General features: G+C 34.6%; 26 protein-coding genes. 3 read left to right on the top strand and 23 right to left on the bottom strand.

The window, feature by feature from the left end:
* Nucleotide 1: 1 nt before the first annotated feature.
* The 6 genes from LV89_RS13565 to LV89_RS13540 all read right to left on the bottom strand — a co-directional run bounded on the left by LV89_RS13565 (nucleotide 2) and on the right by LV89_RS13540 (nucleotide 5,384).
* Nucleotides 2–616: an inorganic pyrophosphatase gene (locus LV89_RS13565; RefSeq protein WP_109743475.1), complete on the bottom strand. Its 615-nt coding sequence runs from the start codon at nucleotides 614–616 to the stop codon at nucleotides 2–4.
* An 80-nt stretch (nucleotides 617–696) separates the two neighbouring features.
* Complete coding sequence (locus LV89_RS13560) at nucleotides 697–1,371, bottom strand: TatD family hydrolase (protein ID WP_109743444.1); 675 nt, start codon at nucleotides 1,369–1,371, stop codon at nucleotides 697–699.
* Nucleotides 1,372–1,383: 12 nt separating this feature from the next.
* Complete coding sequence (locus LV89_RS13555) at nucleotides 1,384–1,731, bottom strand: HigA family addiction module antitoxin (RefSeq protein WP_109743443.1); 348 nt, start codon at nucleotides 1,729–1,731, stop codon at nucleotides 1,384–1,386.
* A gap of 2 nt (nucleotides 1,732–1,733) precedes the next feature.
* On the bottom strand, nucleotides 1,734–2,036 hold the full coding sequence (locus LV89_RS13550; RefSeq protein ID WP_109743442.1) for a type II toxin-antitoxin system RelE/ParE family toxin: 303 nt from the start codon (nucleotides 2,034–2,036) through the stop codon (nucleotides 1,734–1,736).
* 40 nt (nucleotides 2,037–2,076) lie between these two features.
* A complete protein-coding gene (locus LV89_RS13545; RefSeq protein ID WP_109743441.1) occupies nucleotides 2,077–4,140 on the bottom strand; it encodes a hypothetical protein in 2,064 nt (687 codons plus the stop codon).
* 107 nt (nucleotides 4,141–4,247) lie between these two features.
* The gene (locus LV89_RS13540) at nucleotides 4,248–5,384 is read right to left on the bottom strand and encodes a DUF8457 domain-containing protein (protein WP_109743440.1); all 1,137 of its coding nucleotides are present in this window, start codon (nucleotides 5,382–5,384) and stop codon (nucleotides 4,248–4,250) included.
* A gap of 239 nt (nucleotides 5,385–5,623) precedes the next feature.
* Between LV89_RS13540 and LV89_RS13535 the strand changes: the two genes are divergently transcribed.
* Entirely contained in the window at nucleotides 5,624–6,010 is a 387-nt protein-coding gene (locus LV89_RS13535; protein ID WP_109743439.1) for a hypothetical protein, read from the top strand.
* Between the two features lie 64 nt (nucleotides 6,011–6,074).
* Here the strand turns inward: LV89_RS13535 and rnc are convergent, their stop codons facing one another.
* The 5 genes from rnc to LV89_RS13510 form a co-directional block, all read right to left on the bottom strand.
* Nucleotides 6,075–6,806, bottom strand: coding sequence for a ribonuclease III (gene rnc, locus LV89_RS13530; RefSeq protein ID WP_109743438.1), 732 nt, complete (start codon nucleotides 6,804–6,806; stop codon nucleotides 6,075–6,077).
* A 125-nt stretch (nucleotides 6,807–6,931) separates the two neighbouring features.
* Nucleotides 6,932–8,182 carry a beta-ketoacyl-ACP synthase II gene (gene fabF, locus LV89_RS13525; RefSeq protein ID WP_109743437.1) on the bottom strand — a complete coding sequence of 417 codons (1,251 nt, stop codon included), beginning with the start codon at nucleotides 8,180–8,182 and terminating at the stop codon, nucleotides 6,932–6,934.
* A gap of 155 nt (nucleotides 8,183–8,337) precedes the next feature.
* The gene (locus LV89_RS13520; RefSeq protein ID WP_109743436.1) at nucleotides 8,338–8,574 is read right to left on the bottom strand and encodes an acyl carrier protein; all 237 of its coding nucleotides are present in this window, start codon (nucleotides 8,572–8,574) and stop codon (nucleotides 8,338–8,340) included.
* A 122-nt stretch (nucleotides 8,575–8,696) separates the two neighbouring features.
* Nucleotides 8,697–9,608, bottom strand: a complete 912-nt coding sequence (locus tag LV89_RS13515) for an ROK family protein (RefSeq protein ID WP_109743435.1) — start codon at nucleotides 9,606–9,608, stop codon at nucleotides 8,697–8,699.
* Between the two features lie 73 nt (nucleotides 9,609–9,681).
* Nucleotides 9,682–10,188 (bottom strand): YkgJ family cysteine cluster protein, encoded by a 507-nt coding sequence (locus tag LV89_RS13510; RefSeq protein ID WP_109743434.1) that lies wholly within the window; start codon nucleotides 10,186–10,188, stop codon nucleotides 9,682–9,684.
* A gap of 104 nt (nucleotides 10,189–10,292) precedes the next feature.
* Here LV89_RS13510 and LV89_RS13505 point away from each other — a divergent pair, with 104 nt between their 5' ends.
* Nucleotides 10,293–11,126 carry a rhomboid family protein gene (locus LV89_RS13505; RefSeq protein WP_109743433.1) on the top strand — a complete coding sequence of 278 codons (834 nt, stop codon included), beginning with the start codon at nucleotides 10,293–10,295 and terminating at the stop codon, nucleotides 11,124–11,126.
* Here LV89_RS13505 and LV89_RS13500 read toward each other — a convergent pair whose 3' ends face one another.
* The 10 genes from LV89_RS13500 to murB form a co-directional block, all read right to left on the bottom strand.
* The gene (locus tag LV89_RS13500) at nucleotides 11,127–11,792 is read right to left on the bottom strand and encodes a phage tail protein (protein WP_109743432.1); all 666 of its coding nucleotides are present in this window, start codon (nucleotides 11,790–11,792) and stop codon (nucleotides 11,127–11,129) included.
* 5 nt (nucleotides 11,793–11,797) lie between these two features.
* Complete coding sequence (locus LV89_RS13495; protein WP_109743431.1) at nucleotides 11,798–12,976, bottom strand: AAA family ATPase; 1,179 nt, start codon at nucleotides 12,974–12,976, stop codon at nucleotides 11,798–11,800.
* Nucleotides 12,977–13,113: 137 nt separating this feature from the next.
* Complete coding sequence (locus tag LV89_RS13490) at nucleotides 13,114–14,394, bottom strand: adenylosuccinate synthase (RefSeq protein WP_109743430.1); 1,281 nt, start codon at nucleotides 14,392–14,394, stop codon at nucleotides 13,114–13,116.
* A gap of 207 nt (nucleotides 14,395–14,601) precedes the next feature.
* Nucleotides 14,602–15,705 (bottom strand): M15 family metallopeptidase, encoded by a 1,104-nt coding sequence (locus tag LV89_RS13485; RefSeq protein WP_109743429.1) that lies wholly within the window; start codon nucleotides 15,703–15,705, stop codon nucleotides 14,602–14,604.
* 71 nt (nucleotides 15,706–15,776) lie between these two features.
* Nucleotides 15,777–16,652, bottom strand: coding sequence for a DMT family transporter (locus LV89_RS13480; protein WP_211321205.1), 876 nt, complete (start codon nucleotides 16,650–16,652; stop codon nucleotides 15,777–15,779).
* Nucleotides 16,653–16,687: 35 nt separating this feature from the next.
* Nucleotides 16,688–17,263: a peptide deformylase gene (gene def, locus LV89_RS13475; RefSeq protein ID WP_109743428.1), complete on the bottom strand. Its 576-nt coding sequence runs from the start codon at nucleotides 17,261–17,263 to the stop codon at nucleotides 16,688–16,690.
* Between the two features lie 209 nt (nucleotides 17,264–17,472).
* Entirely contained in the window at nucleotides 17,473–18,282 is an 810-nt protein-coding gene (gene kdsA / locus LV89_RS13470) for a 3-deoxy-8-phosphooctulonate synthase (RefSeq protein ID WP_109743427.1), read from the bottom strand.
* 88 nt (nucleotides 18,283–18,370) lie between these two features.
* A complete protein-coding gene (locus LV89_RS13465) occupies nucleotides 18,371–18,754 on the bottom strand; it encodes a PIN domain-containing protein (protein WP_109743426.1) in 384 nt (127 codons plus the stop codon).
* Nucleotides 18,755–18,781: 27 nt separating this feature from the next.
* A complete protein-coding gene (locus tag LV89_RS13460) occupies nucleotides 18,782–19,012 on the bottom strand; it encodes a DUF8507 family protein (RefSeq protein WP_109743425.1) in 231 nt (76 codons plus the stop codon).
* 19 nt (nucleotides 19,013–19,031) lie between these two features.
* A complete protein-coding gene (gene murB / locus LV89_RS13455; RefSeq protein WP_170117759.1) occupies nucleotides 19,032–20,051 on the bottom strand; it encodes a UDP-N-acetylmuramate dehydrogenase in 1,020 nt (339 codons plus the stop codon).
* Nucleotides 20,052–20,222: 171 nt separating this feature from the next.
* On the opposite strand from murB, the gene LV89_RS13450 reads away from it, so the two are divergent.
* A complete protein-coding gene (locus LV89_RS13450) occupies nucleotides 20,223–20,828 on the top strand; it encodes an SPOR domain-containing protein (RefSeq protein WP_109743423.1) in 606 nt (201 codons plus the stop codon).
* Between the two features lie 516 nt (nucleotides 20,829–21,344).
* Here the strand turns inward: LV89_RS13450 and LV89_RS13445 are convergent.
* Together LV89_RS13445 and LV89_RS13440 are read right to left on the bottom strand one after the other, a co-directional pair.
* Nucleotides 21,345–22,115, bottom strand: a complete 771-nt coding sequence (locus LV89_RS13445) for an SDR family NAD(P)-dependent oxidoreductase (protein ID WP_109743422.1) — start codon at nucleotides 22,113–22,115, stop codon at nucleotides 21,345–21,347.
* An 84-nt stretch (nucleotides 22,116–22,199) separates the two neighbouring features.
* Nucleotides 22,200–22,925, bottom strand: a complete 726-nt coding sequence (locus LV89_RS13440) for a DUF4377 domain-containing protein (RefSeq protein WP_109743421.1) — start codon at nucleotides 22,923–22,925, stop codon at nucleotides 22,200–22,202.
* Nucleotides 22,926–23,653: the final 728 nt, after the last annotated feature.

Genomic DNA, 23,653 nt, shown 5'->3' with positions numbered 1-23,653 from the left:
ATTACCCTACCAAGTTTCTATAATCTTCTCTTGATTTCAAAATAACTTCATGAGCCATTGCAGCACCATAAACTTCGTCAATATCAACAGCAACTTTCTCTTCTCCCGGAATATTTTTGTAAGTCAAGAAATAGTGAACCAAACGGTCGATAATTGGCTTTGGGCATTCTGAAATATCAGTCCATTTTCCATAAAGTGAATCACCTTTCAAAACTGCAATAATTTTATCATCAGCTTCACCTTTATCAATCATTCTGATACCACCGATTGGAATAGCCTGACAAAGAATATCACCGTGTGTGATTGTTCTTTCAGTTAAAACCAAAATATCTAATGGGTCGCCATCACCTTTTTCAATTTCTTTACCAGATTTCTCACGTGCCAAAACTGCTGTACCTTCTCCACAATAAGTTTGAGGAACAAAACCATAAAGAGCAGGAACGATGTTAGAGAATTTCTGCGGACGGTCAATTTTCAAAAAACCAGTTTCTTTGTCGATTTCGTATTTAACGGTATCAGTTGGTACAATTTCAATAAATGCGGTAACAACTTTAGGCATATCTTCTCCGATTTGGATACCATGCCAAGGGTGCGATTTGTAAAAATTTCTTTGCATACTTATTTGTGGATAAACAGTCGGGGAAGGAGAAACTTTTGCAGTTACAATTTCTGGTTTTTGTTTCTTAACTCTCTTTCTCATGTTTCAAGGTTTTGATTACTGAATATCCGATTAAAATTATTTATTATTATTTCTTGTAATATTTCAATTGGTGCATTGCTATATGCAGATGCAAGTGCAAATATACTTGATATTGTGCAATTTTTATCGTCTGTTTCCAAAAACAGTTTTTCTTTAGGAATCATCTTAATTACTTTGCTCGCATTGGAGTTAGGATTGAGTAAAGCAGAGCCTAAAGAGATATAAAATTGGTGTTCAATCAGTTGTTGATAAATTTGAAGATTATTGTTAAAACCGTGAATAATCATCGGAACGGAAGGTTGTATTTTCTTCTTTATTGAGATAATATCTGGAAATGCACGCACGCAATGAATGATTACGGGTTTTTGTAAATGTTCAGCTAATTGAATTTGACGAATAAAAACCTCTTTTTGAAACTCAAAATTAACGTCAATATTTCTGTCCAAACCACATTCGCCAATCATAATAATGTTTTGATTTTTAGACGATTGTTCTAACGTTTGGAAGTCATTTTCAAACGTATTTTTATCTAAATACCAAGGATGAAGTCCAAGTGAAAATAAGCCTGAAGCCTGTCCAAAAGAACCATGAACTTGTGGAGCATTAATGATTTTTAGCGTATTCTCTTCTGTTGTTTGGTTGTGCGTATGAATGTCTATGAATTTGGGCATAGCTTCAAAAGATTAAGCCAATGCTTCTAAAAGCGACTTTTTCCGTTGTTGAGATAATTGTAGTTTCTCTAATAATTTCAGATTCCGTTGATAAGTCGTTACATAATCGTAACGTTTTTGAAGGTTAAGCCATGTTTCTGCTGGAGTTTCTAAAATGCTTTCTAATTTTAACGCCATCTCAATTGAAATACGTCTTTTTTGATTGATAATTTCACTTAAAAGGGGCTGACTAACTCCCAATAAATCAGAAAGTTGCTTCTGTGTAAGTTGCCTTTCTTTCATTTCATCTTGCAAAATCATACCGGGGTGAGTTGGATTTGCAGGAAGAATATTTTCTGTTATCTTGAATGTTTTTTCCATTTTTAATGATAATCTGTTAAGTCTTCAACTAAAATACCTTCAATTTGAATTTCATCTTCTATTAAAGAAAATACAATTCTATATTTCATATTAACTCGTACTGCAAATTTCCCTACTAATTCCCGTTCAAGTGCATGAAGATTAAGTGATTTGAATTGTCGTAAATCTGCTATACTCTCTACTGAAAGCATTAAATCAATTACTTTTCGATATTGACGTAAAACACTTTCTTGGAATTTGGGCTTCCCTTTTTGGTTACCCACATACAGATTCAAGAGTTCTTCCGATATAAATTCTACAATCATAGTGTATTTGTATAACAAGATATGTTATATTTTTTGAAAATCAAAAATGTAAGCGAATCTGCATTTTCACTTCCGAGCGATGTGAAAGTGGAATTTCTTCCAAACCAGAGCTAAAAATTCCTTCGTCAAATAAATCCGTTCTTGCCCAACGAAGCCAAGCATCTACGTTGCGAGAAATTTTGTACTGAGCCATTAAATAATGCCTAATTCCGTGTTGATAATAGGCTGGAAAAGCAAAAGCGTACAAGACATCTTGCTCATAAAAATACTGCCGATTGTCATAATCATCGGTTTTGAAAAATGCCAAACGCCCTGATAATGAGAGTTTTCCGAAGTCAGCATTGACATCTTGAGCAATGGCAAAACCTTGCGTAAATTCCTGACCATCAAACTGATAAGTGCTATACGATGTTCTGGTTTGAATATTCCAGATTTTAGAAATTTTATAATCAAAGTTGCCTATGAAAACCCTACGAGTTCTGTCTCGAACAACGGTAATTTCACGAGTTTTTTCTTTGCCTTTATCGAGATACGTTTCAGTAATTTTGGTATTCTCTTCTTTATTTTCTTGTTTGAATTGAAAGAAAATTTGCAGATTTTTTTGAGGTTGATACGTCAGCCTTCCCAAATAATCAAAGCCTTTTGTGGGTTGTTTATCCACCAAATACCGATACCAAGGAAACTGAAAATAGTCGAAATAAGCTGAAACTGACCATTTCCTGTTCAAAGCGTGTTTTATGCCTGCATATAAACCTGTTTCATTGATATTTCTGGAATTTTCAGAAAAACCATTGGCATAAAAACTGTGGAAATCACGGTCGTATTTTCGGAATAGGATAGAAAAATCCGTTCGTTTTCCTAAACTTGCTAATATGCCAGAAACTGCCCCAATTCCACCAGAACTTGACCGAGCTATTTCTCCAAAGAAATTGAAATTCTGATAGTTATAACTGTAATGTAAACCCGTTAAAAGGTTTGAATTGCCCGAAAATTCATACAAATTATAATCTTTCTCTGCTTTTTGGAGCGTTTTATCGAAGTTGGTTTTCAGAGTTGTAAAGCCAATTTGAAAGGTATTTTCTTTATTTCTGAAAGTAATATCTGTTCCAATATTTTGCTCTAATAAACTGCCTTTATCTGCCATTTCTGAAGCAGTACGGTGTAAACCAGATGTTTGTAAAGAAGAAGCATATTCCAAATTTGTGGCTTTGTCTTGCACAATATTTCCATCTCGATACAATGATGAATAAAAACCCGTAATTTCAAATTTCCCTAATTGATAAGTAGCGGCGATACCTCTGAAAAAGTTATTTTCTAATGCTGAAGTGTAAGGACGAATACCCAAATGATTTCTTCGAGTTGTTAAAACGGTTTCAGAGCCTTTGCCGATATAAAAACCTGCGGACGAAATTAATCCTTGTCCCAACTGTAATTGATAGTCGCCCAAGGTGATTTTTTTCCAATGTCCTTTGTTTTGAAATTGTAAATGAAAAGACTTAAAATCAGTTAGTTGGCTTTCTCCTTCGTCTTTTTCGAGCGTAAAACCTAAACTAAAATCTTTTGACGAATACATTTTATAACGGGCGTATAATTTCATGGGAGAGCCTTCATAGCGTACTTTACTCCGAGAATCAGGTTCGGTAAACCCTTTTTTCGTTTCCAAAATTTGGGAATTTCTCAATAATAAATATTGATTTGAACCTGCAAATCCATCTGTCAAAGTACCAAAAGAAAGTCCATCAGATTTTACCGCCACGAAAGGAATTAGTTTATAAATGGTAGGCAAATAAAAGTCAGGAATGGCTTGTAACTCATAGATAGACAGCAAGTTGCCTGCTTTTAGTCGATAAGAAAAGAATGAATTAAGTTGTTTTTCAGAAAGGACGTAAACAGAAGCCAATTGTTCTCGATTGACTTTATTCAAATCAATTGGATTCAAGTAGTTTTGGTAAAGAGATTCGTACAAATCTTCATTTACGCCACCGTCAGGGTTACCCACAATATCTTGAATGAAATTTCTGATATTGATTTCTTTGCGTGGGTATTCTTGGGCGAATGGTTGCAAATAGCACAACAATAGTGCTAATAGTAGATATTTTTTCATTGAGAACTAAAAGTATAAATGTGATAAAGTAGAAAAGCCCATTCTTTCAAATGGGCTTCATGATAATTCTAAATTAAAAAATCTTGTGAAGATTTACAAGTCTTTTACTATGATTGAAATTTACGACTAACCACTTCCAAGAAATCATTAGCTTCTTCGGCTGCCATAATCCAATTGTATTTTGGTGCTAAAGCCTTGTTCATTAGGTTTTTAGCATCTCCAAAGTTCAGGCAATTATCTAAATCTTCAATGGCTTTATTGTAAGAATTAATATCTCCATCGAATAGTTTTCCGATGAAAACAAATTTCTGATTGATACTTACACCATCAACGATACTTTTGATAGGACGTTTAAATGCCAATTCAGATAATGGTGTTCCACTACCAATAACTTCTTTTTTCAATAAATCATTTACCGTTGGCAAATCATCAATGAAAGTATCATTTAGACGGTCTAAACCGGGTAATTTTACATCTGCAACAGGGCCATCTTGCTCAAACTTAGCTTGAACTTGTGCCACAGTTGGGAGTGGGGCATCTTCATCGTCTAATTCTTCTTCGCTATCAAGGTCAAAGAAAGATTGTGACATTTTTAATGCAGAAGAATCTTCAGCAAGAATTTTTGGAGTTGATTTGATAAAATCTTCTTTTTTCAATGCCACCGTTGCCGAAAGCATATCCAAATATTTGTCTGGATTTTCAAATTCGCCTTTTTCTCCAATTTCGTTTAACCAACCTAAAGCCGTTGTAACGTAAACTTTCTCCTCATCACCTAATTTTTCGGTTAATGCTTTTGAAACCTGTCCGTTAATTTTAGTATATTTTGTTAATTGAGCCAAACGGTCTTTGGTCAACGTAAAATCAGGAGAGTCACGAACAAACTCGTCAAAATGCTTACTTGGGTCTAATAAAAGTACAATTGTTCTATTTACAGCACTCGAAAGCATCGGTTCGAAGTCCTCACGTTTCACCATAATGTGTTGTGAGGCAGTGTTCATGAAAGTTTTTAGAGCGGCTTTAACATCTTCATGTTCAAAATTGAAATACGGACTTTTAAAGGCTTCTGTATCGGCTTTCCAACGCTCAAATAGGTCACTAACCACAAACATATTGACTTGAGCAACATTGCTCAATTTCAATATTTGCTGACCATTGATGGTGGCAGTTCTATTAAAAAAATCATCACATACTTTGGCAGCGTACTGACGCCCGTAGCTTTCTATTGCCGACAAATCTAACTTCATGCTTTCTTATAAAGTTTTAATTTTATTGAAATGGGGTGGGGTAAATTTTAATCAATGGACAGTTTGTTGATTTTTCACTTAGCAATTCAATACTTTTATGTGTTGTGTCCAATACTTTTTCAAAATTACATTAATCCTTTCAGTAGAACGCAAAAACTAAACCAAAGATTTTGAAAGAGGAGAAAGAAATATAATTTAGTGAGTAAATTTGCTGGTTCTTAATCTAAATATATTTTTTCATGAATATACTCTATAAGGTTCTCAAAGGTATTTTATATACTGTGATTGGTGGCATTGTTTTTCTTCTTCTACTTGTAATCTACTCAGAAAATTTTTCTGAATATAAAAAAGAATTTGAATTTAAGGGTATAGCAACAGGGAAATCTGTTTTTTTACAATTTCCTTACAATCCAGATATTACTCGAATTAGGGTAAAAATACAAGGAGAAATCAGTGAAGATGTTGATGTATTGGTTGGTGGAATTACTAATGTGATAAAACTCAAAAAGAGTGCGAATATTGATACCACTTATGAGAGTGATTGTTATTCAAATCAAGTTGAAATACGAACTATTTGTTACAAAAAATGTAAGGGAAATCTGAAAGGAACTGTACGAATTTACTAAATCATAATAAAAAATCCTGAAGAGTTTGAGGTCTTCAGGATTTTTTATTGTGAATATAGAGCGTTTAGCTAATTTCTAACTTTTCACAAGCTTTCATGGCTGCGGTTTGTTCAGCTTTTTTCTTAGAATAACCTTGTCCGACCGAGAATGCCTCTTCTGCTACAAAAATGGTAGCAGTAAATTCTTTGTTGTGTTTTGAGCCTTCTTCTACAATATCAAAACGAATGGCTTTTCCTTCTCGTTGAGCCCATTCAATAATAAGAGATTTGAAGTTTGGATTGTTTGATACAACTGTCTCAATATCAAAATGTTGTGTTAGTATTTTTTTGATAATGAATGAACGTGTAAATCTAAAACCTTTGTCTAAATAAATTGCTCCGATGAGAGCCTCAAAAGCATCCCCATACATAGAAGTACGAGTGAGAACAGTTTTGCGGTTTCCATCATATTCAACCAATTTATCAATGCCCATTTTGCGAGCTACGACGTTTAATGATTCACGACTTACCATTCTCGAACGAATTTCAGTTAAAAATCCTTCGTCTTTAAACGGAAATTTTTTAAATAAATATTCGGCTGTAATCATCCCCAAAACTGAATCTCCTAAAAATTCAAGTCTTTCGTTGGACTCTCTATAACTTTTAGAAACTGTTTCTTTTGAAACCGAGGCGTGCATAAATGCCAAACGATACAATGTCAAATTAGACGGATTTTCGCCTATGATATGTTCGATAGCATTTTTCAGCTTTTTATCCTTGGGGTCGCTGGAAAAAAAATCAAGAATGGGTGAAAGCATTGTGTTCAGTTACCAGTTATCAGTAAACAGTTATTAGTATAATATTTATTATCAGTTATAAGTCTTAAATCGTGTTTAATAACTTATTTTACTGTTTACTGATAACTGTTTACTGTTCTCTGTTTTTATATTTTCTTAAAAATTACGGTTGCGTTGTGACCGCCAAAACCAAAACCATTACTTAAAGCAACGTTGATTTCACGTTCTTGGGCAGTATTGAGTGTTAAATTCAATTTATTATCTACCTCAGGGTCTTCTGTGAAATGATTGATTGTTGGAGGAACTAAATTATGTTGCATTGCTAAAATACAAGCGACTGCTTCTACTGCCCCAGCACCACCTAAAAGGTGACCAGTCATAGATTTAGTCGAGCTGATATTCATTTTATAAGCATGGTCGCCAAAACAATCAACAATAGCTTTTAATTCTTGTGGGTCACCTAATGGCGTAGAAGTACCATGTGTATTGATATAATCTACTTCCTCAGGTTTAATGCCTGCATCATCTAAAGCATCTTGCATCGACAATAACGCTCCGTAACCATCTGGGTGTGGAGCAGTGATATGATACGCATCAGAAGAGAAGCCACCACCGATTAATTCAGCATAAATCTTTGCTCCACGTGCAATTGCATGGTCATAGTCTTCTAAAATTAATGCTCCTGCACCTTCTCCAACCACAAAACCATCACGGTCTTTGTCGTATGGACGAGAAGCTGTTTTAGGGTCATCATTGCGTTCAGACATGGCACGCATGGCTGTAAAACCACCGACACTGGCAATGGTAACAGCAGCCTCAGAACCACCCGTTACACAGATATTAATTCTACCCAAACGGATATAATTAAATGCGTCAATGATGGCATTATTTGCTGAAGAACACGCCGAAACTGTCACGTAGTTGGGTCCACGAAATCCATGACGAATCGAGATATTTCCCGAAGCCGAATCCGCAATCATTTTTGGAATAAAGAAAGGATTGATTTTTGGAGTTCCATCACCTTTGCCGAAATAAATCATTTCGTCTTCAAAGGTTTTTAGTCCACCAATACCCGAACCCCAAATTACTCCAACTTTATTTTTATCAATTTTTTCGAGGTCAAGACCTGAGTCAATAATGGCTTCATCAGAGGCAACAATACCAAACTGAGTGAACATATCCATTTTGCGGGCATCCTGACGAGGAATAAATTTTGTAATGTCAAAGTTCTTTAACTCACAAGCAATGCGTGTACGGAATTTCTCAGCATCAAATCTTGTGATATGGTCGCAACCGCTTACGCCATTTTTTAGTCCTTCCCAATATTCTGGGACGTTATTTCCGATAGGAGTCAATGCTCCGATACCCGTAACAACTACTCTTTTAAAACTTTTCATGTTTTAGCAAATCTCGGTTGTATGAAAATCAATGATTTTTCAAATTTGAACAATTTAATCTGAAAATCAATAAAAATGTGCTAATCTGTCATAAAATTATAGTCCACGAAGAACCCATAATTTCATTTTCAAATTAGCACATAAAGAAGTTTCAATTACTTGGCGTTTTCTTCAAGATATGTGATTGCCTGTCCAACTGTTTGGATGTTTTCAGCTTGATCATCTGGAATAGATACGTTGAATTCTTTTTCAAATTCCATGATTAACTCTACTGTATCCAATGAGTCTGCACCCAAGTCATTTGTGAATGAAGCCTCTGTTGTAACTTCTGCTGCGTCAACGCCTAATTTCTCGACGATAATGCCTTTTACTTTTTCTGCAATGTCTGCCATTTTAAGAACGAATTTTGGTTAGAAAAACGGTGCAAAGATGATGATAAAAATTAGATTATCAAACTATTTTTTACAACCGTATTGCTATGGAAAGATTTATTTTAATTTTTCTAAGAATATTACTAAAAACATAATGACGCAGCTCCTAAAAGTCCTGCATCATTGCCTAAAGTTGCTCTTGTAACGGTCAATCCTTCGGCATGATATTTAGTAAGCCATTGCCCAAACGTCTTGTTTATGGCTGGAAGAATATAGTCAAACGAAGCCGATAAACCACCACCAACTAAGATTAAATTGATGTCAAGAATAGCGATTAAATGGCAAAGACTTTCGCCTAATAATTCACCAACTCTCTCAAAAATTTGGAGAGCCAAAACGTCACCTTCTCCAGCAGCAGCTACTAATCCTGTTGTTGTAATCGTTTCATCATCAGGTAAATGAGTTTCTCCGATAAAACTCTTACGCATAGAGTTTGCTAAGTCTAATAATTCATTTTTACCAATGTTTCTCTCTAATACTTTACCATTCGCTGAAGGCGTATGACCAGGTTCCATGGCATTTCCACGTCCGCCAGTAAATACTTTTTTATTGATAATTGCAGCTCCACCAACACCAGTTCCTAACGTAATAAAGATATAGCTTTCGTCGATTCTTTCTTCTCCGAAATAAAATTCTCCTAAAGCTGCTGCATTAGCATCATTTTCTAAGAAGAAATCTACCGTTGGAAAACGTTTTTTTAGCACTTCCACTAATGGAACGTTATTTAATTCTGGAATTGCCGTAATTTCAACTGGCGTAGTCCGTGATGAATCAATCATTCCTGGTAAACCTATGCCAACTTTGTTAATATGTTTATGGTCAATCAGTTGTAACGCAATAGCCTCTCCGAGACGCTCTTCAAAATGTCCTGATTTTCTCCAACTAACACTATCGTGGCTGTAAAAATTAGAAATGTGTCCTGTCTCAGCATTTACAATGCCCATTTTGACGTTTGTTCCGCCAATATCAATACCTAAATACTCGATTGCCGCCATTAATTCAGAAAATATTTAATAGTTAATGTTTATATAGTTTTTTGGGAGCTCAAAATTACGGTATATTTTTATATTATTTACCAAGACCTGCACTTTTGAGTTGCTCAACGATTTCAAATACAGCAGGACAGACTTTTGTATTCTCTAAAGTTAGAGGCAAAATACTGGCAATATTTTTCCTGTCTGTATGAGGATATTCACGACAAGCTTTTGGTCGATAATCATAAATTGAGCAATAATTATCTGAACCTAAAAACGTACAAGGTGATGAATTTAAGACAAAATCTCCATCAGAGTCGAGGTGTAAATGTTGCTTTACGAGTTCCGCAGGGCGTATTCTGAGGTGTTTTGCAATTCTGTCGATGTCAATATCTGTAAAAACAGGGCTGGTTGTTTTACAGCAATTTCCACAGTTTAGACAATCAATTTTTTCAAAAACTTCATCATGTTTAGGATGAAAAGCTTGGTCTAAATTTTTGAGCTTTTTATTTTTTATTCGGTCGAAAAATTTTCTATTTTCTGGATATTTTAAACGACTTTCTTCGTTGAATTGGTCGATGGTTTCTTCTGTATATATCATGGAATGATGTTTGATACCTCAAAATTACTCAATTACTAACACAAACAGTTCAATAGAAATGATTATGTTAGTGATGACTTTTGTCAATAAACTGTTTTTTACGTATGATGAACACTCCAATAACCTTATTTTTAACAATAATTACTATTATATTTTCTTTTCAAGGATTCCAGAATCAGCGGTTTTTTAATAAATACGCTTTTAATATTGATGGAATTTTAAAGTTTAAAGAATATCATCGTATGATTTCTTCGGGCTTTCTGCATGGCTCTTGGTTTCACTTGATTTTTAATTTATATACTTTTTTTTCTTTTGGGGAAAGCCTCGAAATGGTCGTTGGAAGTGTAAATTTTCTTCTTATTTTCTTCGCAAGTTTAATTGGAGGTAATGTTTTAGCTTTAATAATTCATCGTTTTGAAGGAGAATACACTTCGATTGGTGCGTCTGGAGCAGTTTGTGGAATAATTTTCGCCTCAATCGCTGTTTTCCCCGAAATGCAAATCGGAATGTTTTTAATTCCTTTCTCAATAAGTAGTTGGATGTACGGTTTACTTTTCGTGTTAATTACGATTTATGGTATAAAATCAAGAAGTAGCAATATCGGACACGAAGCACATTTGGGCGGTGCATTGCTTGGCATGATAGCAGCGATTGCTTTATATCCAGAAGTTTTGAAGGAAAACTATTTGCCAATCGTTTTGATTGTTACCCCAACTTTGGCGTTTATTTTTTTGCTAATCAAACATCCCGATTATTTATTTATCGAAAAATTTTCATTTCGTCAAACAGATTACAAAGACATTGATGCTGAATTTAACGAACGTAAAGCTGCCAAACAGGAAGAAATTGATGAGATTTTAGATAAGATTCAACTAAAAGGTATAAATAGCCTTACAGCACGTGAAAAAGAGGCTTTAGAGCGGTTTTCGGGGAAGTAACTATTCGCTTAATGTAATATTTTTAGCTATAACAGATTCTACAAAAATCTTTAAACTTGGATTTTGAAGATAAGAACTTTTAAGTGTTTTAGCTTTTCGAAATCCCTTAGATATTTTATCATAGTCCTTGTATTCTTTTTCAAATTTCCCAGCTTTTTGATGGAGTTTATAGTCGCAATTGTTAGTAATTCCTTGAGTTCTGTCTGCGTAATATAATGGTAATATCCAGCATTCGATTTCATTTACAGAAATTGCAAATAGAATTCTTTGGTGGTATTTATCCCAAAAATCTTGTCCAAACTCATTGATGATAATTTGCTCAAATTTCTCTTTTACCTTTTCTATTAAAATTTCGGGAGAAAACTTTTTGCCTGTTTCGTCCGTCTGCTTTATATTATAGTGAATTTGTTCAGAAACATCGGTATCTATTTGGATGACAAGATATTGAATACTTTGAAAAGCACCTTTGAAATCTTCTGAACGACAATATTCAAATACTTTGTACCAACCGCCAAATGCTTTAATCGCATTTTCGTCGGTTGCTCCACGAATAGGTTGTAAAGTGGTTATGTCATCAGAAATATCATCTTCAAATAAGCCCAAAAGAATATTTTCCAATACCGCATGGTCGGAAGGACCTTCTGCAATGAGTCCAAATAATGGCATAGATTTTAAAAGTTTTTAGGTAAGCCTCCAATATAACCTCTCATAAATTGCTCAGAAAGTCGCACAGGGATTTCACCTTCGGGAACTGGCGTAGGTTTAATACGTTTAGTTTTGGTATGACCATCTTTATTTCTTGAAACCACCAATAGTCTCACTTCATCATCATTCAAATTCAAACCATCCAAAATAGCAGGATTATGGGTGGTGAAAATCACCTGCTTATCATGTTTTTTTGCAAGTTGTGTCAGAATTTTAATGAGTTCAATACATAATTTAGGATTCAAAGAAGCATCAATATTGTCGATTGCGAAGAATTTTGGGGTATATTTTGAAATAAATAAGGCAAAATAAAACATCAAAAATAAAAAGCCTTCATTAGAACTTCGTTGGTCGAAATACTGTAAGCCTTCTTCCAAAAAACGGTCTTTTATTCTGATTCTTCTTTCGGTAAATACCAAATCTTTTGGAATTTCAAAGCCATCAAACCAATCAATTAATTCTAAATTTTCAATGATTTCTTGAAATTCCTCGTGCGTTTCTTGGCTCATTTCTGATAAGAGTTTAAATAAACCTTCTCCACGAATTCCTAAGGGGTCAGTTCTTTCTTCATCTTCAAATTTTCTAAGAAATGTATTTTCGGGGGCGTAGATTAGAAATCTCAAAAGGTTCGTATTTTTATCTAATCTTGTTTTAAAAACATCCGCAAGAAGTATTCGTAAATAGTTCAGCTTTTCTTGTGAGAAGTTTTCTAAGTTGGTTATATCAAATTCTGGCAACTCTTCTGAAATTATTTTTCTATAACCTTCATCAAAATCAGAAAGCCCCATTTTTTTTGCATATAAAGTGTTACCCGCTTCCCATTTTGAATAAGGCATTCCATCATTCCCTATAATTAGATGATATTCCCTATCCAAAGTCGATTTCAAAAATAATTTAATATTTCCTCTATAATAATTTTTAGTAAATCCACTTCGCATAGCTTCAGGTTCAGTAACTCTAATTCCTCTCGCACTCAGAAACTCTTTATCTAACTTATTATCCGCAGCAGCCGAACCAAAAGCAATGGCTTCCAAAATATTACTTTTCCCACAACCATTCGCACCAATTAGGACATTTACACGTCCTAATTCAAGCGTTAAGTCTTGTACGGATTTATAATTTTGTATTTTAATTTCTTTTACCATGTTTGTAACCCGATGCTTCCGCATCGGAAAATATAGCCTGTCGATGCAAAAGCACCGAGTTACATTTTTCTTCAAATAAAAAAGGTTCGACAATTTACAAAAAACTGCCGAACCTTTTGAAAATATTATCTTACAGATTATGCTAATCCACCTCTCAAAACACACTCATCACGGTCTGGACCAGTTGAGATAAAGTTGATTGGTAAAGCTAATTTCTCTTCTAAGAATGCAATATACGCTGAAAGCTCAGCAGGTAATTCTTCAAATTTACGAAGTCCTTCCAATGAACAATTCCACCCTTTCAAAGTCTCATAAACAGGAATAACCGTTGTGTCAGTCATGTCGTAAGGTAATTGTTCCGTAATAGTTCCGTCAGGTAATTGATAAGCCGTACAAACTTGAATATCTTCAAAAATATTCAAAACGTCTGCCTTCATCATTACCAATTGCGTTACGCCATTAATCATCATAGCGTATTTCAATGCTGGTAAATCAATCCAACCACAACGTCTTGGGCGACCTGTTGTTGAACCAAATTCACGACCTTCTTGACGCATTCTTTCGCCAACTTCGTCCATCAATTCTGTCGGGAATGGGCCAGAACCTACACGTGTTGCGTAAGCCTTGAAAATTCCGTAAACTTCACCGATATTTTTTGGAGCAACGCCCAAACCTGTACAAGCACCAGCCGTAACGGTATTTGAAGAAGTAACGAACGGATATGAACCAAAATCAACGTCTAATAAAGAACCTTGAGCTCCTTCTGCTAAAATGGTTTTGTTTTCGTTAAGAGCTTGGTTTACAGAATATTCAGAATCAACTAAGTTAAATTTTTTCATAAATTCAACAGCTTCAAAAAATTCTGTTTCTGCGGCAGTTAAATCATATTCAAATTTATAAACGTCTAAAATTGCTTTGTGTGCATTTACTAATTTTTCATATTTTGCTTTGAAATTCGGAGAAATCATATCACCAACACGCAACCCTTGACGAGAAATTTTGTCGGTATAAGTTGGACCAATTCCTTTTAAAGTTGAACCAATTTTAGCATCTCCTTTTGCTTTTTCGTAAGCGGCATCTAACAAACGGTGTGTTGGAAGAATAATAGAAGCTTTTTTAGAAACTTCTAAATTTTGGAGAATATTGAGGTTGTATTTTGCTAAACCATCAATTTCTTTTTTGAAAATAATCGGGTCAAGTACAACGCCATTTCCGATAATATTTTGTACTTCCTGACGAAAAATACCCGATGGTATTTGATGCAAAACGTGCTTGAAACCATCAAACTCAAGTGTATGCCCAGCATTGGGTCCACCCTGAAAACGTGCAACTACTTGATATTTAGGGGCTAAAACATCAACAATTTTACCCTTTCCTTCGTCTCCCCACTGCAAACCTAACAATACATCTACTGCCATTTCTTTATTTAGAAGTTCCCCCAAGTTTACGTTTAAAAAGTCTCCCCCTCTGAGGGTTGGGGGGCTTTTTCAAAGTTGCAAAGATAAACAATCTAAAAAGAAAAATGCTTGATTTTACTTTACTTTATCAATTCTCTACTAATTAAATCTATTTTAAGTTCAAAATTAACTTTATTCAAAAAGTCTATCGCTGATATTAATTGTAATTTATTTCCAAAGTCCCAATGGATATGTAATTATTCCATTGGCAGTAATGAGTGAAACTGTTTTTGAAGCTAAATCTCCTATTAAAAGTATGTCGGTTTCTGATTGATAGTTTTTATTTTTTGCTTGATTTAGAACAGAAGCAATTAATGTATCGGACACTTTGACTTTCCCTTTTAAACATGGGCAAGGTTTATCTTTTTTGTAATTATTAAGTTCAATTAATAATTCTTTGGTATCGTTGGCTTTTTGTTCTTTTCCTGCCGTAATCATTTTATTCATCCAAGCATTATATTGTGGGCGATAAGGTTCAAATTCAAAAATTAAATCAGGATATTTTCTAATCATTTCTGCTCCATTTTTGAATAATTGAATATGTCCGGGGTCAATGAATCCAACGAAGTTTCCGCCCCAAGTCATGCCATGAAATGCCGTAAGTTCATTTAAAGGACGATAAAGCGATAAATCATTAGAAATTCTGTTACGTCGAAAAACTGCAAAATCTGCTGCAAAACCAAAATTGTGCATCGAGATAGGAGAGGCGGTTTTATTTTTAGAAAGGTATTTTTGCTGATTCGCCATTGAACGCAAATCGGAAATAACTTTAACCGTTCCATTCAAATTTTTCATAATAGTATGAATAGAATCTCTTTTAGCAAGAAATAAAATTCGCTCATCTGCTAATAGTTTTTCCCAACGATTGTACAAATAACGAGGCTGAGTTGCCAATGCCCAAAGGTATTCTTGGTCTTGCCAAGTTAGTGTAAGCGACTGATTAACAGACGAATCTATGATTTGCGGGCGGTCTTCGCCTTGTGCCGTAACGCCATTGATTTTTAATCGCCCTTGTTTGTTGGCAATTGCCACAAAAACTCTTTGAGGCTTAATATTCTGTTTAAGTAAAGTATCAGCTAAATAAAAAGATTGGGTAATATCTTGAATGCTCAGTTCGCTTACTCGCTGGGTGGTGTCGCAAGCGTAGTCTTTCCAAGTAAGGTCATTGTGGAATAATTTATTCGTTCGTTCAATTAAATTACAAGCCCAAAGGGAAAGGCAAGTTAGGGATATTTTGAAAAAATTTCTCAAAAGTAAAGTAGTTAAGAGCATTATAAATAGTGGTTCGTAAAGCTAATGAATTTTGAATTTAGGAATAAACGGTGAGAAAAGATAATTTGAAATTACTTTAAAGAAGTTTTGAATTTTTCCCTTTGTGCCAAATATAAACCTGCAATCACGAGTAAAGTCCCCACGTATGTATAAGTTGTGATGGGTTCGTGCAGAATAAATGAAGCATAAATAAACCCGAAAATAGGACATAGAAACAACCAAAGTGATGCTTTTACAGGGTCAATTTTTAATAAATAAAGCCATAATTGAACTGCACCAATTGATACAGGAATTACCAACCAAAAGACTGAACCCCAAAAACGTAAATCGAAAGTATTGGCTGACCAATCGGTAAAAAATAGAGTAACAGGAAGTAATATAAAACCACCCAAAAGCACTTGCCAGCCGTTAATTACGACGATAGGAAGTTCCCATTTTTGAGAAGAATAATACACCGTTCCAACAGAATATGAAAGCATACTAATTGCCAAAATAATCAGACCTTCCACATCGGCAAAACTGTTTTTGAGCAATGGATATGTAGCAGTTCCAACACCAATAATTCCTAAAATTAAGCCTAAGATTTCTGTTTTCTTGACAGGGCGACTCAACCAAAATGCGGATAAAATGCTGATAAATAATGGATTAGTAGCAGTTGATAAACTGCCAATTCCCGCTGAAACGTGTTTCATCGCTAAAACAAAACAGCCTAAATAAATACTAACGTTTAAGATTCCGTAAATGGTTAATTGTTTCCATTCTGAACCTTTCGGAAGTCTATTTTTCTGGAAAATATAGGCATAAGTGAGCATTAAGATTCCTGCAATGAAAAAACGAAAATTTCCAATAACAAATGGCTGTGCTGATAATAATCCGATTTTTGTAGCTGCCGAAGCCGATGCCCACAACATGGCAAAAAGAATACCTGCAATTAAATTTTTTATCATAAAAAAACCACGAGCGTTAAAACTCGTGGTACAATTTACTTCGGAAATTTCATTTTATAATCCACATCAACTCGTCCCTTTGTGATTTTTGCGAGTTTATTTTTCAACATTCGCTTTTTTATCGGGTTCAAGTGGTCAGTGAAAAGAATTCCATCAATGTGGTCATATTCATGTTGAATGATACGAGCGGCAAGTCCTTCGTATTCTTCTGTATGTTCTACCCAATCTTCGTCAAAATATCTAATCGTCACAAATTCAGGACGATACACGTCTTCACGAATATCTGGGATTGACAAACAACCTTCTTCAAAACCCCAATCGTCACCATCTTCTTCCAAGATTTCAGCGTTGATAAAAACCTTTTTGAAATCAACTAATGAAGGGTCTTTATCACGTTCTTCCATATCTTCGCCTTCATTAAATGGACGACCATCCACCACGAACATACGAATATTTAGTCCGATTTGTGGGGCAGCCAAGCCAACACCTTTGGCATTGTACATGGTTTCAAACATATCTTCTGCAAGTTTTTTTACATCAAAAGATTTGTCAATATCAACAGCGACTTTTCTTAAAACGGGGTCTCCGTAGGCAACTATGGGGTAAATCATTTTTACTATTTGCTTGAATTTTCGTGCAATTTACGAATTTTTAGTTTAATGTAGGACAGGTTTCCAACCCAATATCGTTTAGTTAAGCCGATTAACTTCCCGAAAGTTTTAAACTTTCGGGAAGTTTGTACCAAATAAATTTCTTAACTAAACGACATTGGTTTCCAAGCTATCTTTAGTTTTTAAACACAGGTTGGAAACCTGTGCTACTAAATAATTGCTTGACGAATTTTTACTAATTTCTCTAAAAGTCCTTCCAATTGGTCTAAAGGCAACATATTTGCTCCGTCAGATTTTGCAATGGCAGGATTTGGGTGAGTTTCAATAAATAAACCTTCCGCACCAACTGCAATGGCAGCTTTTGCAATGGTTTCAATCATTTGAGGATTTCCGCCCGTCACGCCTGAACCCTGATTTGGTCTTTGCAACGAGTGCGTGCAGTCCATCACCACAGGTACGCCGTGTGCTTGCATTTCTGGAATGTTACGATAATCAACTACTAAATCTCCGTAGCCGAAAGAATTTCCTCTATCCGTTAAGAAAACTTGAGCATTTGGGTTTTCATGCAGGACTTTTTCAACGGCAAATTTCATCGACACACCCGCCATAAATTGTCCTTTTTTGATATTAACAGCTTTCCCCGTTTGAGCTGCGGCAGCCAATAAATCCGTCTGACGACATAAAAACGCTGGAATTTGTAAAACATCAACATATTTTGCTGCCATCGCCGCTTCTTGCGACTCATGAATATCCGTAACTGTTGGTAAGTCGTAATATTCTCCCACTTCTTTCAAGATTTCCAAAGCCGTAATGTCTCCAATTCCTGTAAAAGAATCCAATTTTGTACGATTTGCCTTGCGATATGAACCTTTAAAAATGTATGGAATACCAAATTGGTCAGTAATTCCTTTGATTTTTTCAGCAATTTCAAAAGCCAAATCACGGTTTTCAATCGCACAACTTCCTGCCATGAGGAAGAAATTATTTTTGTCTAAGTTTTTTAATTTTGGGATGTTCATGTTTTGGGGTTAGGCGTTGGGTATTAGGGATTAAGAATTGAAAGACCAACTTTCTAATGCCTAAATCCTAACACCTAACACCTTAATATTATTCTAAAAGTCTCTTAAATTGTTTAGGGTTCAAAACATTGAGTTTAGGAAAGTCAAGTGTTTTGAAGATGTCAAAATGTTTATCATACGTAACCAAACAATGAGCGTTGACTGATAAAGCTAAATTTGAAAATTTGTTATCATCTTGGTCAATTGTTATCAAGTCCCATTGATAATATGGTTCAGCAAAAATTGTATTATTGGCGTTGCAGAGCATATCAAGGACATAATCAGCCGTAGGTTCTGAATAAAACTCACATAATTTTTCAGCATATTCTTCCAATATTTCTGTACTTACTACCCAATCAAATTGCTTCAAAGCGAATGCTTCGTAAATGAAGAATTCAAAATTATTTCGGTTTATTTGTTGTTCGTAATACATTGGTATCAATAACGACTCTGATTCTACTCATTTCATCTTGGTACGTTGATGTTCATTCCTCAAGTTCTCATAATCCGCTTCCGTAATACCTTTTTCTGCAACGACTCTATCTACTTCATCAAACAATTTATTGGCATAATGTTGTGACAATAAATCTCTAATTTCCACAGATTCTTCGATACTCATGGGTCTATTAAACATTCTTAATAAACCAATTTGTACATCATTTAATCCTACATTTTTGATTGTATTTCTCATAATTGTAAAATTTGATATTCTATATAAAATTAACTTCTACCGATAATTTAATGCCAAATTTCTCAAAAACAGATGCTTGTACTTTCTGAGATAACGCTTTGATTTGTTCGCCAGTTCCGCCACCATAATTGACTAAAACCAACGCCTGACGTGCATGAACGCCTATTTGTCCGTCTCTAAAACCTTTCCAACCTGCTTGTTCAATAAGCCAACCTGCGGGTACTTTCACGGTGCTTTCATTGATTGGGTAACTCGGAATATTCTCAAATTGAGCTTTCAGCGTATCGTATTGTGTTTTTGGAATTTCTGGATTTTTGAAGAAACTACCCGAATTTCCAATTTCAGCAGGGTCTGGCAATTTGCTTTTACGGATGCTGATAACGGCATCGCTGACCGCTTTGATACTCAATTCGACTACTCCCATTTCTTCCAAAGTTTTTTGAATATCACCGTATCCAACTTTGAAAACAGGTTCTTTCATCAATTTGAAAGTTACCGATGTAATAACGTATTTTCCTTTAAATTCATGCTTGAAAACACTTTCACGGTAGCCGAAATGACAATCAGCTAATTTGAAGGTTTCAATTGCTAAAGTCTCTAAATTTAACGCCTGTAATTCTTCAAAAATATCTTTGATTTCTACGCCATACGCTCCAATATTTTGCATCGGGGCAGCCCCAACGGTTCCAGGAATTAGCGAAAGATTTTCCATGCCAGCGTATTGATGCTCAACACAATACATTACTAATTCGTGCCAAACTTCGCCCGCACCTGCTTGTATGTGTATATGAGTGTTGTCTTCAAAGTTTTTATGAATACCTTTGATGTTAATTTTGATAACCAAACCGTCAAAATCTTGTGTCAAAAGCATATTACTACCGCCACCCAAAAATAACTTTTCGATAGACTGAAAATCTGGACTTTGTAGCACTTCCACCAATTCTTCTACCGACTGGATTTCTACGAAAAATTGAGCCGTAGCGTCCAATCCGAAAGTATTATAAGGTTTTAGGGAAATATTTTGTAGTATCGTCATAATTTAATGGTGACTGTTTGAATTGTGATTGAGTGATTATTTTCGTCCAATATTCACTCAATCACAATTCATGTAATCACAAAATGTACAAGGACAAAGTTACAATGAGTGAAGGGTATTTCAAGTTTTTAACAAAAATTGTATCTTTGAAAGAATAACCATCTGTTAGATTTTATGCAACGTAATAATCCTGCTTTTTTATTGATTTTATGGCTATTGGCAAGTGCTTGTAGTTCAAAAGTAGTTTCTGGAGGTAATAGTTCGGGGGCTACCACGAATGATAATTCGACGACAAGTCAATCTTCTAACTCATCTTTTCCGAAGAAAAATACGGATGAAGATTTATCATTATACCGTCCGAAGTTTAAATCTTCAACTGATACTGAATCAAATTCACAAAGTAATTCTTCACAACCTGTGCAGGCATCGAAAACACCTTTGTCGGATATGCCTCTGCACGTAAATAAAAAATTGGATGCTATTTTGGATACTATTGCGATGCGTAATAAAAGCATCAAGTTTACGAATGGTTTTAGAATACAGATTTATGTAGGAAATGACAGAAAAGCGGCTGATGATGCCAAAATTTATACATACCAAAAATATCCAGAAATATTCCCGTATTTGAGTTATCAACAACCGATTTATAAAGTTAAGATTGGGGATTTTTTGAATAGAATGGATGCCGAGCGATATTATGCCGACTTAAAAGAATTGTATCCCTCAGCCATGATTTTACCCGATAGAGTGGAAATTAAGAAAGGAATTATGGTTAAGTAGGGTTTATGAGGATTTGAGTTTATGAGGATTTGAAGATTTGAGTTTATGAGGATTTGAAGATTTGAGGATTTGAGTTTATGAGGATTTGAGTTTATGAGGATTTGAGTTTATGAGGATTTGAGTTTATGAGGATTTGAAGATTTGAGTTTATGAGGATTTGAGGATTTGAGTTTATGAGTCTATGAGGATTTGAAGATTTGAAGATTTGAGTTTATGAGTATTTTCATCGAACTGTGTCAATTTTTACTTTTGGTTTCAAAAATGCTTATTTCAAGGTAATGAGACCACTTTTAAAAATACTTGACACAGTTGAATAAATTACCAATGATACTCAAATCCTCAAATCCTCAAATCCTCAACTCAAATCCTCATAGACTCAAATCCTCAAATCCTCAACTCAAATCCTCATAGACTCAAATCCTCAAATCCTCAACTCAAATCCTCAAATCCTCATAGACTCAAATCCTCAAATCTTCATAAACTCATAAACCCTCAACTCATAAACTCTTAAAGACTCTACTGCTCTTTATAATGAAAAGTCAAGCCACCATCTACGTAATAAGTTGAGCCTGTAACATATTTTGCGTCGTCGGATGCTAAAAATGCTATTACGGCGGCAACGTCTTCGGGTTCTCCCAAACGACCCAACGAAATATTGTTTTGAAGTGTTGATAATAATTCTGGTTTACTCAGAAGGTCAGCATTGATGGGCGTTTTAATTGCACCGGGAGCTACATTGTTGATTCTAATTCCCAAAGGTGCTAATTCCACCGCTAAGTTTCTCATTACCATTTGCATTCCGCCTTTGCTGGCACAATAAGCCGTAAAATTCGGGAAGGGCAATTCTTCATGCACCGAGCTATTATTAACCACTACGCCCGCACGATTATTTTCCTTTACGTACTTTACAAATGCCTGCGTTAAGAAAAACATTCCTTTCAAATTGATATTCATTACTGAATCGTAATCTTTTTCAGTTACTTCCCAAAATGGAGCGTTAATTTCAATTCCTGCATTATTGACTAAAATGTCTAATTGACCAAACACTTTAAGTGTTTCTTCGACCATGGCAAAAACTGCTGAAACTTCTGAAATATCGGACTGAATGAAATGAACTTTAGCCCCCGTTTCACTTACTTGGCGAATCGTTTCTGCTACATTTTCGTCATTTTTTCTTCCATTGAAAACAATATTTGCTCCTTCCTGAGCCAAACGAACACAAATTGCTCGTCCAATTCCACGTCCACCACCGCTAACGAGTGCTACTTTTCCTGAAAATCTTTTCATAAATGATTGATTAAGTTTATCGATTAAAAAACAACGTAAGTTTAATCAATAAATTACAGATTGATGTTTAGAAAAGATTATTTCTTATCGTCTTTTAAATGCCAAGATTAATTCAGAACCATGATAAACAAACATTCTATTGCCCTCAATAACGTAGTTTCGGGTGAGTGGTAGTAACTCAAAAAATGCTTTTTCTTTCTCGGTCAAATTACAAGCTGATTTTGTGCTACCGATGTTTTCAAAACGCACTCGATTTTTATCTAAATCTCTCAATGTTCCAAAATAACGATTGCAAGGACCTTGACCAAATACTTTTTTTTGGGCGAAATCCATCGTTAAAGTTGCTTCAAAATCTTTAGCTTCCAAACCGTTATTCTTGTAAATAAAATCAGTTAAAACCCATTCTGTGGCTCTGCTTTTATTAATTGGTGGCGTTGGCGTAACTGGAATAATACTGGTTGCTATATTATTTGACTCCATCGCTCTTTTACTAATTACTTTTTTCAAAACATACTTTACAAACGAGCCATCTTCTAAACCTTCTGGAACGTCCACAATTTCGATAAGTAGCTGATATTCATAGCCTTGTTCGTGTTTGAAGCCTTCTATTTGGTCGTAAAAATATTCCCAATTCTTTTCTGGGGAGTTTTTTACCATCATACATTTTCCTTTTCCTTCGCCTGTACAATCGACGGTTTTTGCACCTACAAATAGCTTTCTATACGGAGATTTGATTTTTAATTTAGGAGATTTCGTTGGGGTAAAGCACAAGAAGATAGCACTCAAACAAATTAATAGTTTGACTTTCATACGATTTTTTATGGGTTTTAAAAACTTACTTAGTGACCCCACAAAACGAGCAAAAATGATGCCTGTGTTTACTGAATGGCAATAAAAAAGAAAACCTCAACTTGTGGTTGAGGTTTCTTAATCATGGTTAAATAGTTATTATGAGAGGAGTTGTAAATGCACTTAGAAATTCAAAAAATATTTAGTTAAAATAAAAATCAGGATTGTTTTTGGAATAATTATTGAACTTTAAAATATGAGAATTTTTATATTGTTCATAATTATGCTACAAAGATAATTTTATTTCACAAATAAAATATAACTTTCTTGACTTTTTTTTTCACTTTATGGCTATTTTTTGATTGGCCAATTTCATAGAAATTTGCTTAAACGAAAAAATCCTTTCTCCAATGAAGAAAGGATTTATGGAAATATCCAAAAACAATCTCAAAAAATTAAATATTTTGATAGTCTTTTCAGACTAATGAATGTTAGTAACAAAAAAGAATGGTTTTAAATCATTCTTTTGCAATGGGTATTATTTGTTGATGAAGTTGTGTTGTCATTTTTCACGAGAACATTTCAATATTAACTCAGAAGTGTTAATTTCACTAAGAACTTATACTTATGAGAGAGTGCGTAGCCGCTCTGAATCTCTTGGAATTGATAATACTTTAGTGTCTTGATGAAAAATGATACTTCGATAATAATACATAAAATGATAAGTCCAAATGTTTTTTTGTTAAATT

This window comes from Arcicella aurantiaca (assembly GCF_003148625.1).
Taxonomy (GTDB): Bacteria; Bacteroidota; Bacteroidia; order Cytophagales; family Spirosomataceae; genus Arcicella; species Arcicella aurantiaca.
The sequence above is the reverse complement of the archived record's forward strand: the minus strand, read 5'-3'. Positions and strand labels throughout refer to the sequence as shown.

Excerpts from the sequence above, each read along its gene's own strand:
- LV89_RS13565 (WP_109743475.1), bottom strand. The coding sequence starts at position 616 with ATGCAAAGAAATTTTTACAAATCGCACCCTTGGCATGGTATCCAAATC.
- LV89_RS13560 (WP_109743444.1), bottom strand. The coding sequence starts at position 1,371 with ATGCCCAAATTCATAGACATTCATACGCACAACCAAACAACAGAAGAG.
- LV89_RS13555 (WP_109743443.1), bottom strand. The coding sequence starts at position 1,731 with ATGGAAAAAACATTCAAGATAACAGAAAATATTCTTCCTGCAAATCCA.
- LV89_RS13550 (WP_109743442.1), bottom strand. The coding sequence starts at position 2,036 with ATGATTGTAGAATTTATATCGGAAGAACTCTTGAATCTGTATGTGGGT.
- LV89_RS13545 (WP_109743441.1), bottom strand. The coding sequence starts at position 4,140 with ATGAAAAAATATCTACTATTAGCACTATTGTTGTGCTATTTGCAACCA.
- LV89_RS13540 (WP_109743440.1), bottom strand. The coding sequence starts at position 5,384 with ATGAAGTTAGATTTGTCGGCAATAGAAAGCTACGGGCGTCAGTACGCT.
- LV89_RS13535 (WP_109743439.1), top strand. The coding sequence starts at position 5,624 with ATGAATATACTCTATAAGGTTCTCAAAGGTATTTTATATACTGTGATT.
- rnc (WP_109743438.1), bottom strand. The coding sequence starts at position 6,806 with ATGCTTTCACCCATTCTTGATTTTTTTTCCAGCGACCCCAAGGATAAA.
- fabF (WP_109743437.1), bottom strand. The coding sequence starts at position 8,182 with ATGAAAAGTTTTAAAAGAGTAGTTGTTACGGGTATCGGAGCATTGACT.
- LV89_RS13520 (WP_109743436.1), bottom strand. The coding sequence starts at position 8,574 with ATGGCAGACATTGCAGAAAAAGTAAAAGGCATTATCGTCGAGAAATTA.
- LV89_RS13515 (WP_109743435.1), bottom strand. The coding sequence starts at position 9,608 with ATGGCGGCAATCGAGTATTTAGGTATTGATATTGGCGGAACAAACGTC.
- LV89_RS13510 (WP_109743434.1), bottom strand. The coding sequence starts at position 10,188 with ATGATATATACAGAAGAAACCATCGACCAATTCAACGAAGAAAGTCGT.
- LV89_RS13505 (WP_109743433.1), top strand. The coding sequence starts at position 10,293 with ATGATGAACACTCCAATAACCTTATTTTTAACAATAATTACTATTATA.
- LV89_RS13500 (WP_109743432.1), bottom strand. The coding sequence starts at position 11,792 with ATGCCATTATTTGGACTCATTGCAGAAGGTCCTTCCGACCATGCGGTA.
- LV89_RS13495 (WP_109743431.1), bottom strand. The coding sequence starts at position 12,976 with ATGGTAAAAGAAATTAAAATACAAAATTATAAATCCGTACAAGACTTA.
- LV89_RS13490 (WP_109743430.1), bottom strand. The coding sequence starts at position 14,394 with ATGGCAGTAGATGTATTGTTAGGTTTGCAGTGGGGAGACGAAGGAAAG.
- LV89_RS13485 (WP_109743429.1), bottom strand. The coding sequence starts at position 15,705 with ATGCTCTTAACTACTTTACTTTTGAGAAATTTTTTCAAAATATCCCTA.
- LV89_RS13480 (WP_211321205.1), bottom strand. The coding sequence starts at position 16,652 with ATGATAAAAAATTTAATTGCAGGTATTCTTTTTGCCATGTTGTGGGCA.
- def (WP_109743428.1), bottom strand. The coding sequence starts at position 17,263 with ATGATTTACCCCATAGTTGCCTACGGAGACCCCGTTTTAAGAAAAGTC.
- kdsA (WP_109743427.1), bottom strand. The coding sequence starts at position 18,282 with ATGAACATCCCAAAATTAAAAAACTTAGACAAAAATAATTTCTTCCTC.
- LV89_RS13465 (WP_109743426.1), bottom strand. The coding sequence starts at position 18,754 with ATGTATTACGAACAACAAATAAACCGAAATAATTTTGAATTCTTCATT.
- LV89_RS13460 (WP_109743425.1), bottom strand. The coding sequence starts at position 19,012 with ATGAGAAATACAATCAAAAATGTAGGATTAAATGATGTACAAATTGGT.
- LV89_RS13450 (WP_109743423.1), top strand. The coding sequence starts at position 20,223 with ATGCAACGTAATAATCCTGCTTTTTTATTGATTTTATGGCTATTGGCA.
- LV89_RS13445 (WP_109743422.1), bottom strand. The coding sequence starts at position 22,115 with ATGAAAAGATTTTCAGGAAAAGTAGCACTCGTTAGCGGTGGTGGACGT.
- LV89_RS13440 (WP_109743421.1), bottom strand. The coding sequence starts at position 22,925 with ATGAAAGTCAAACTATTAATTTGTTTGAGTGCTATCTTCTTGTGCTTT.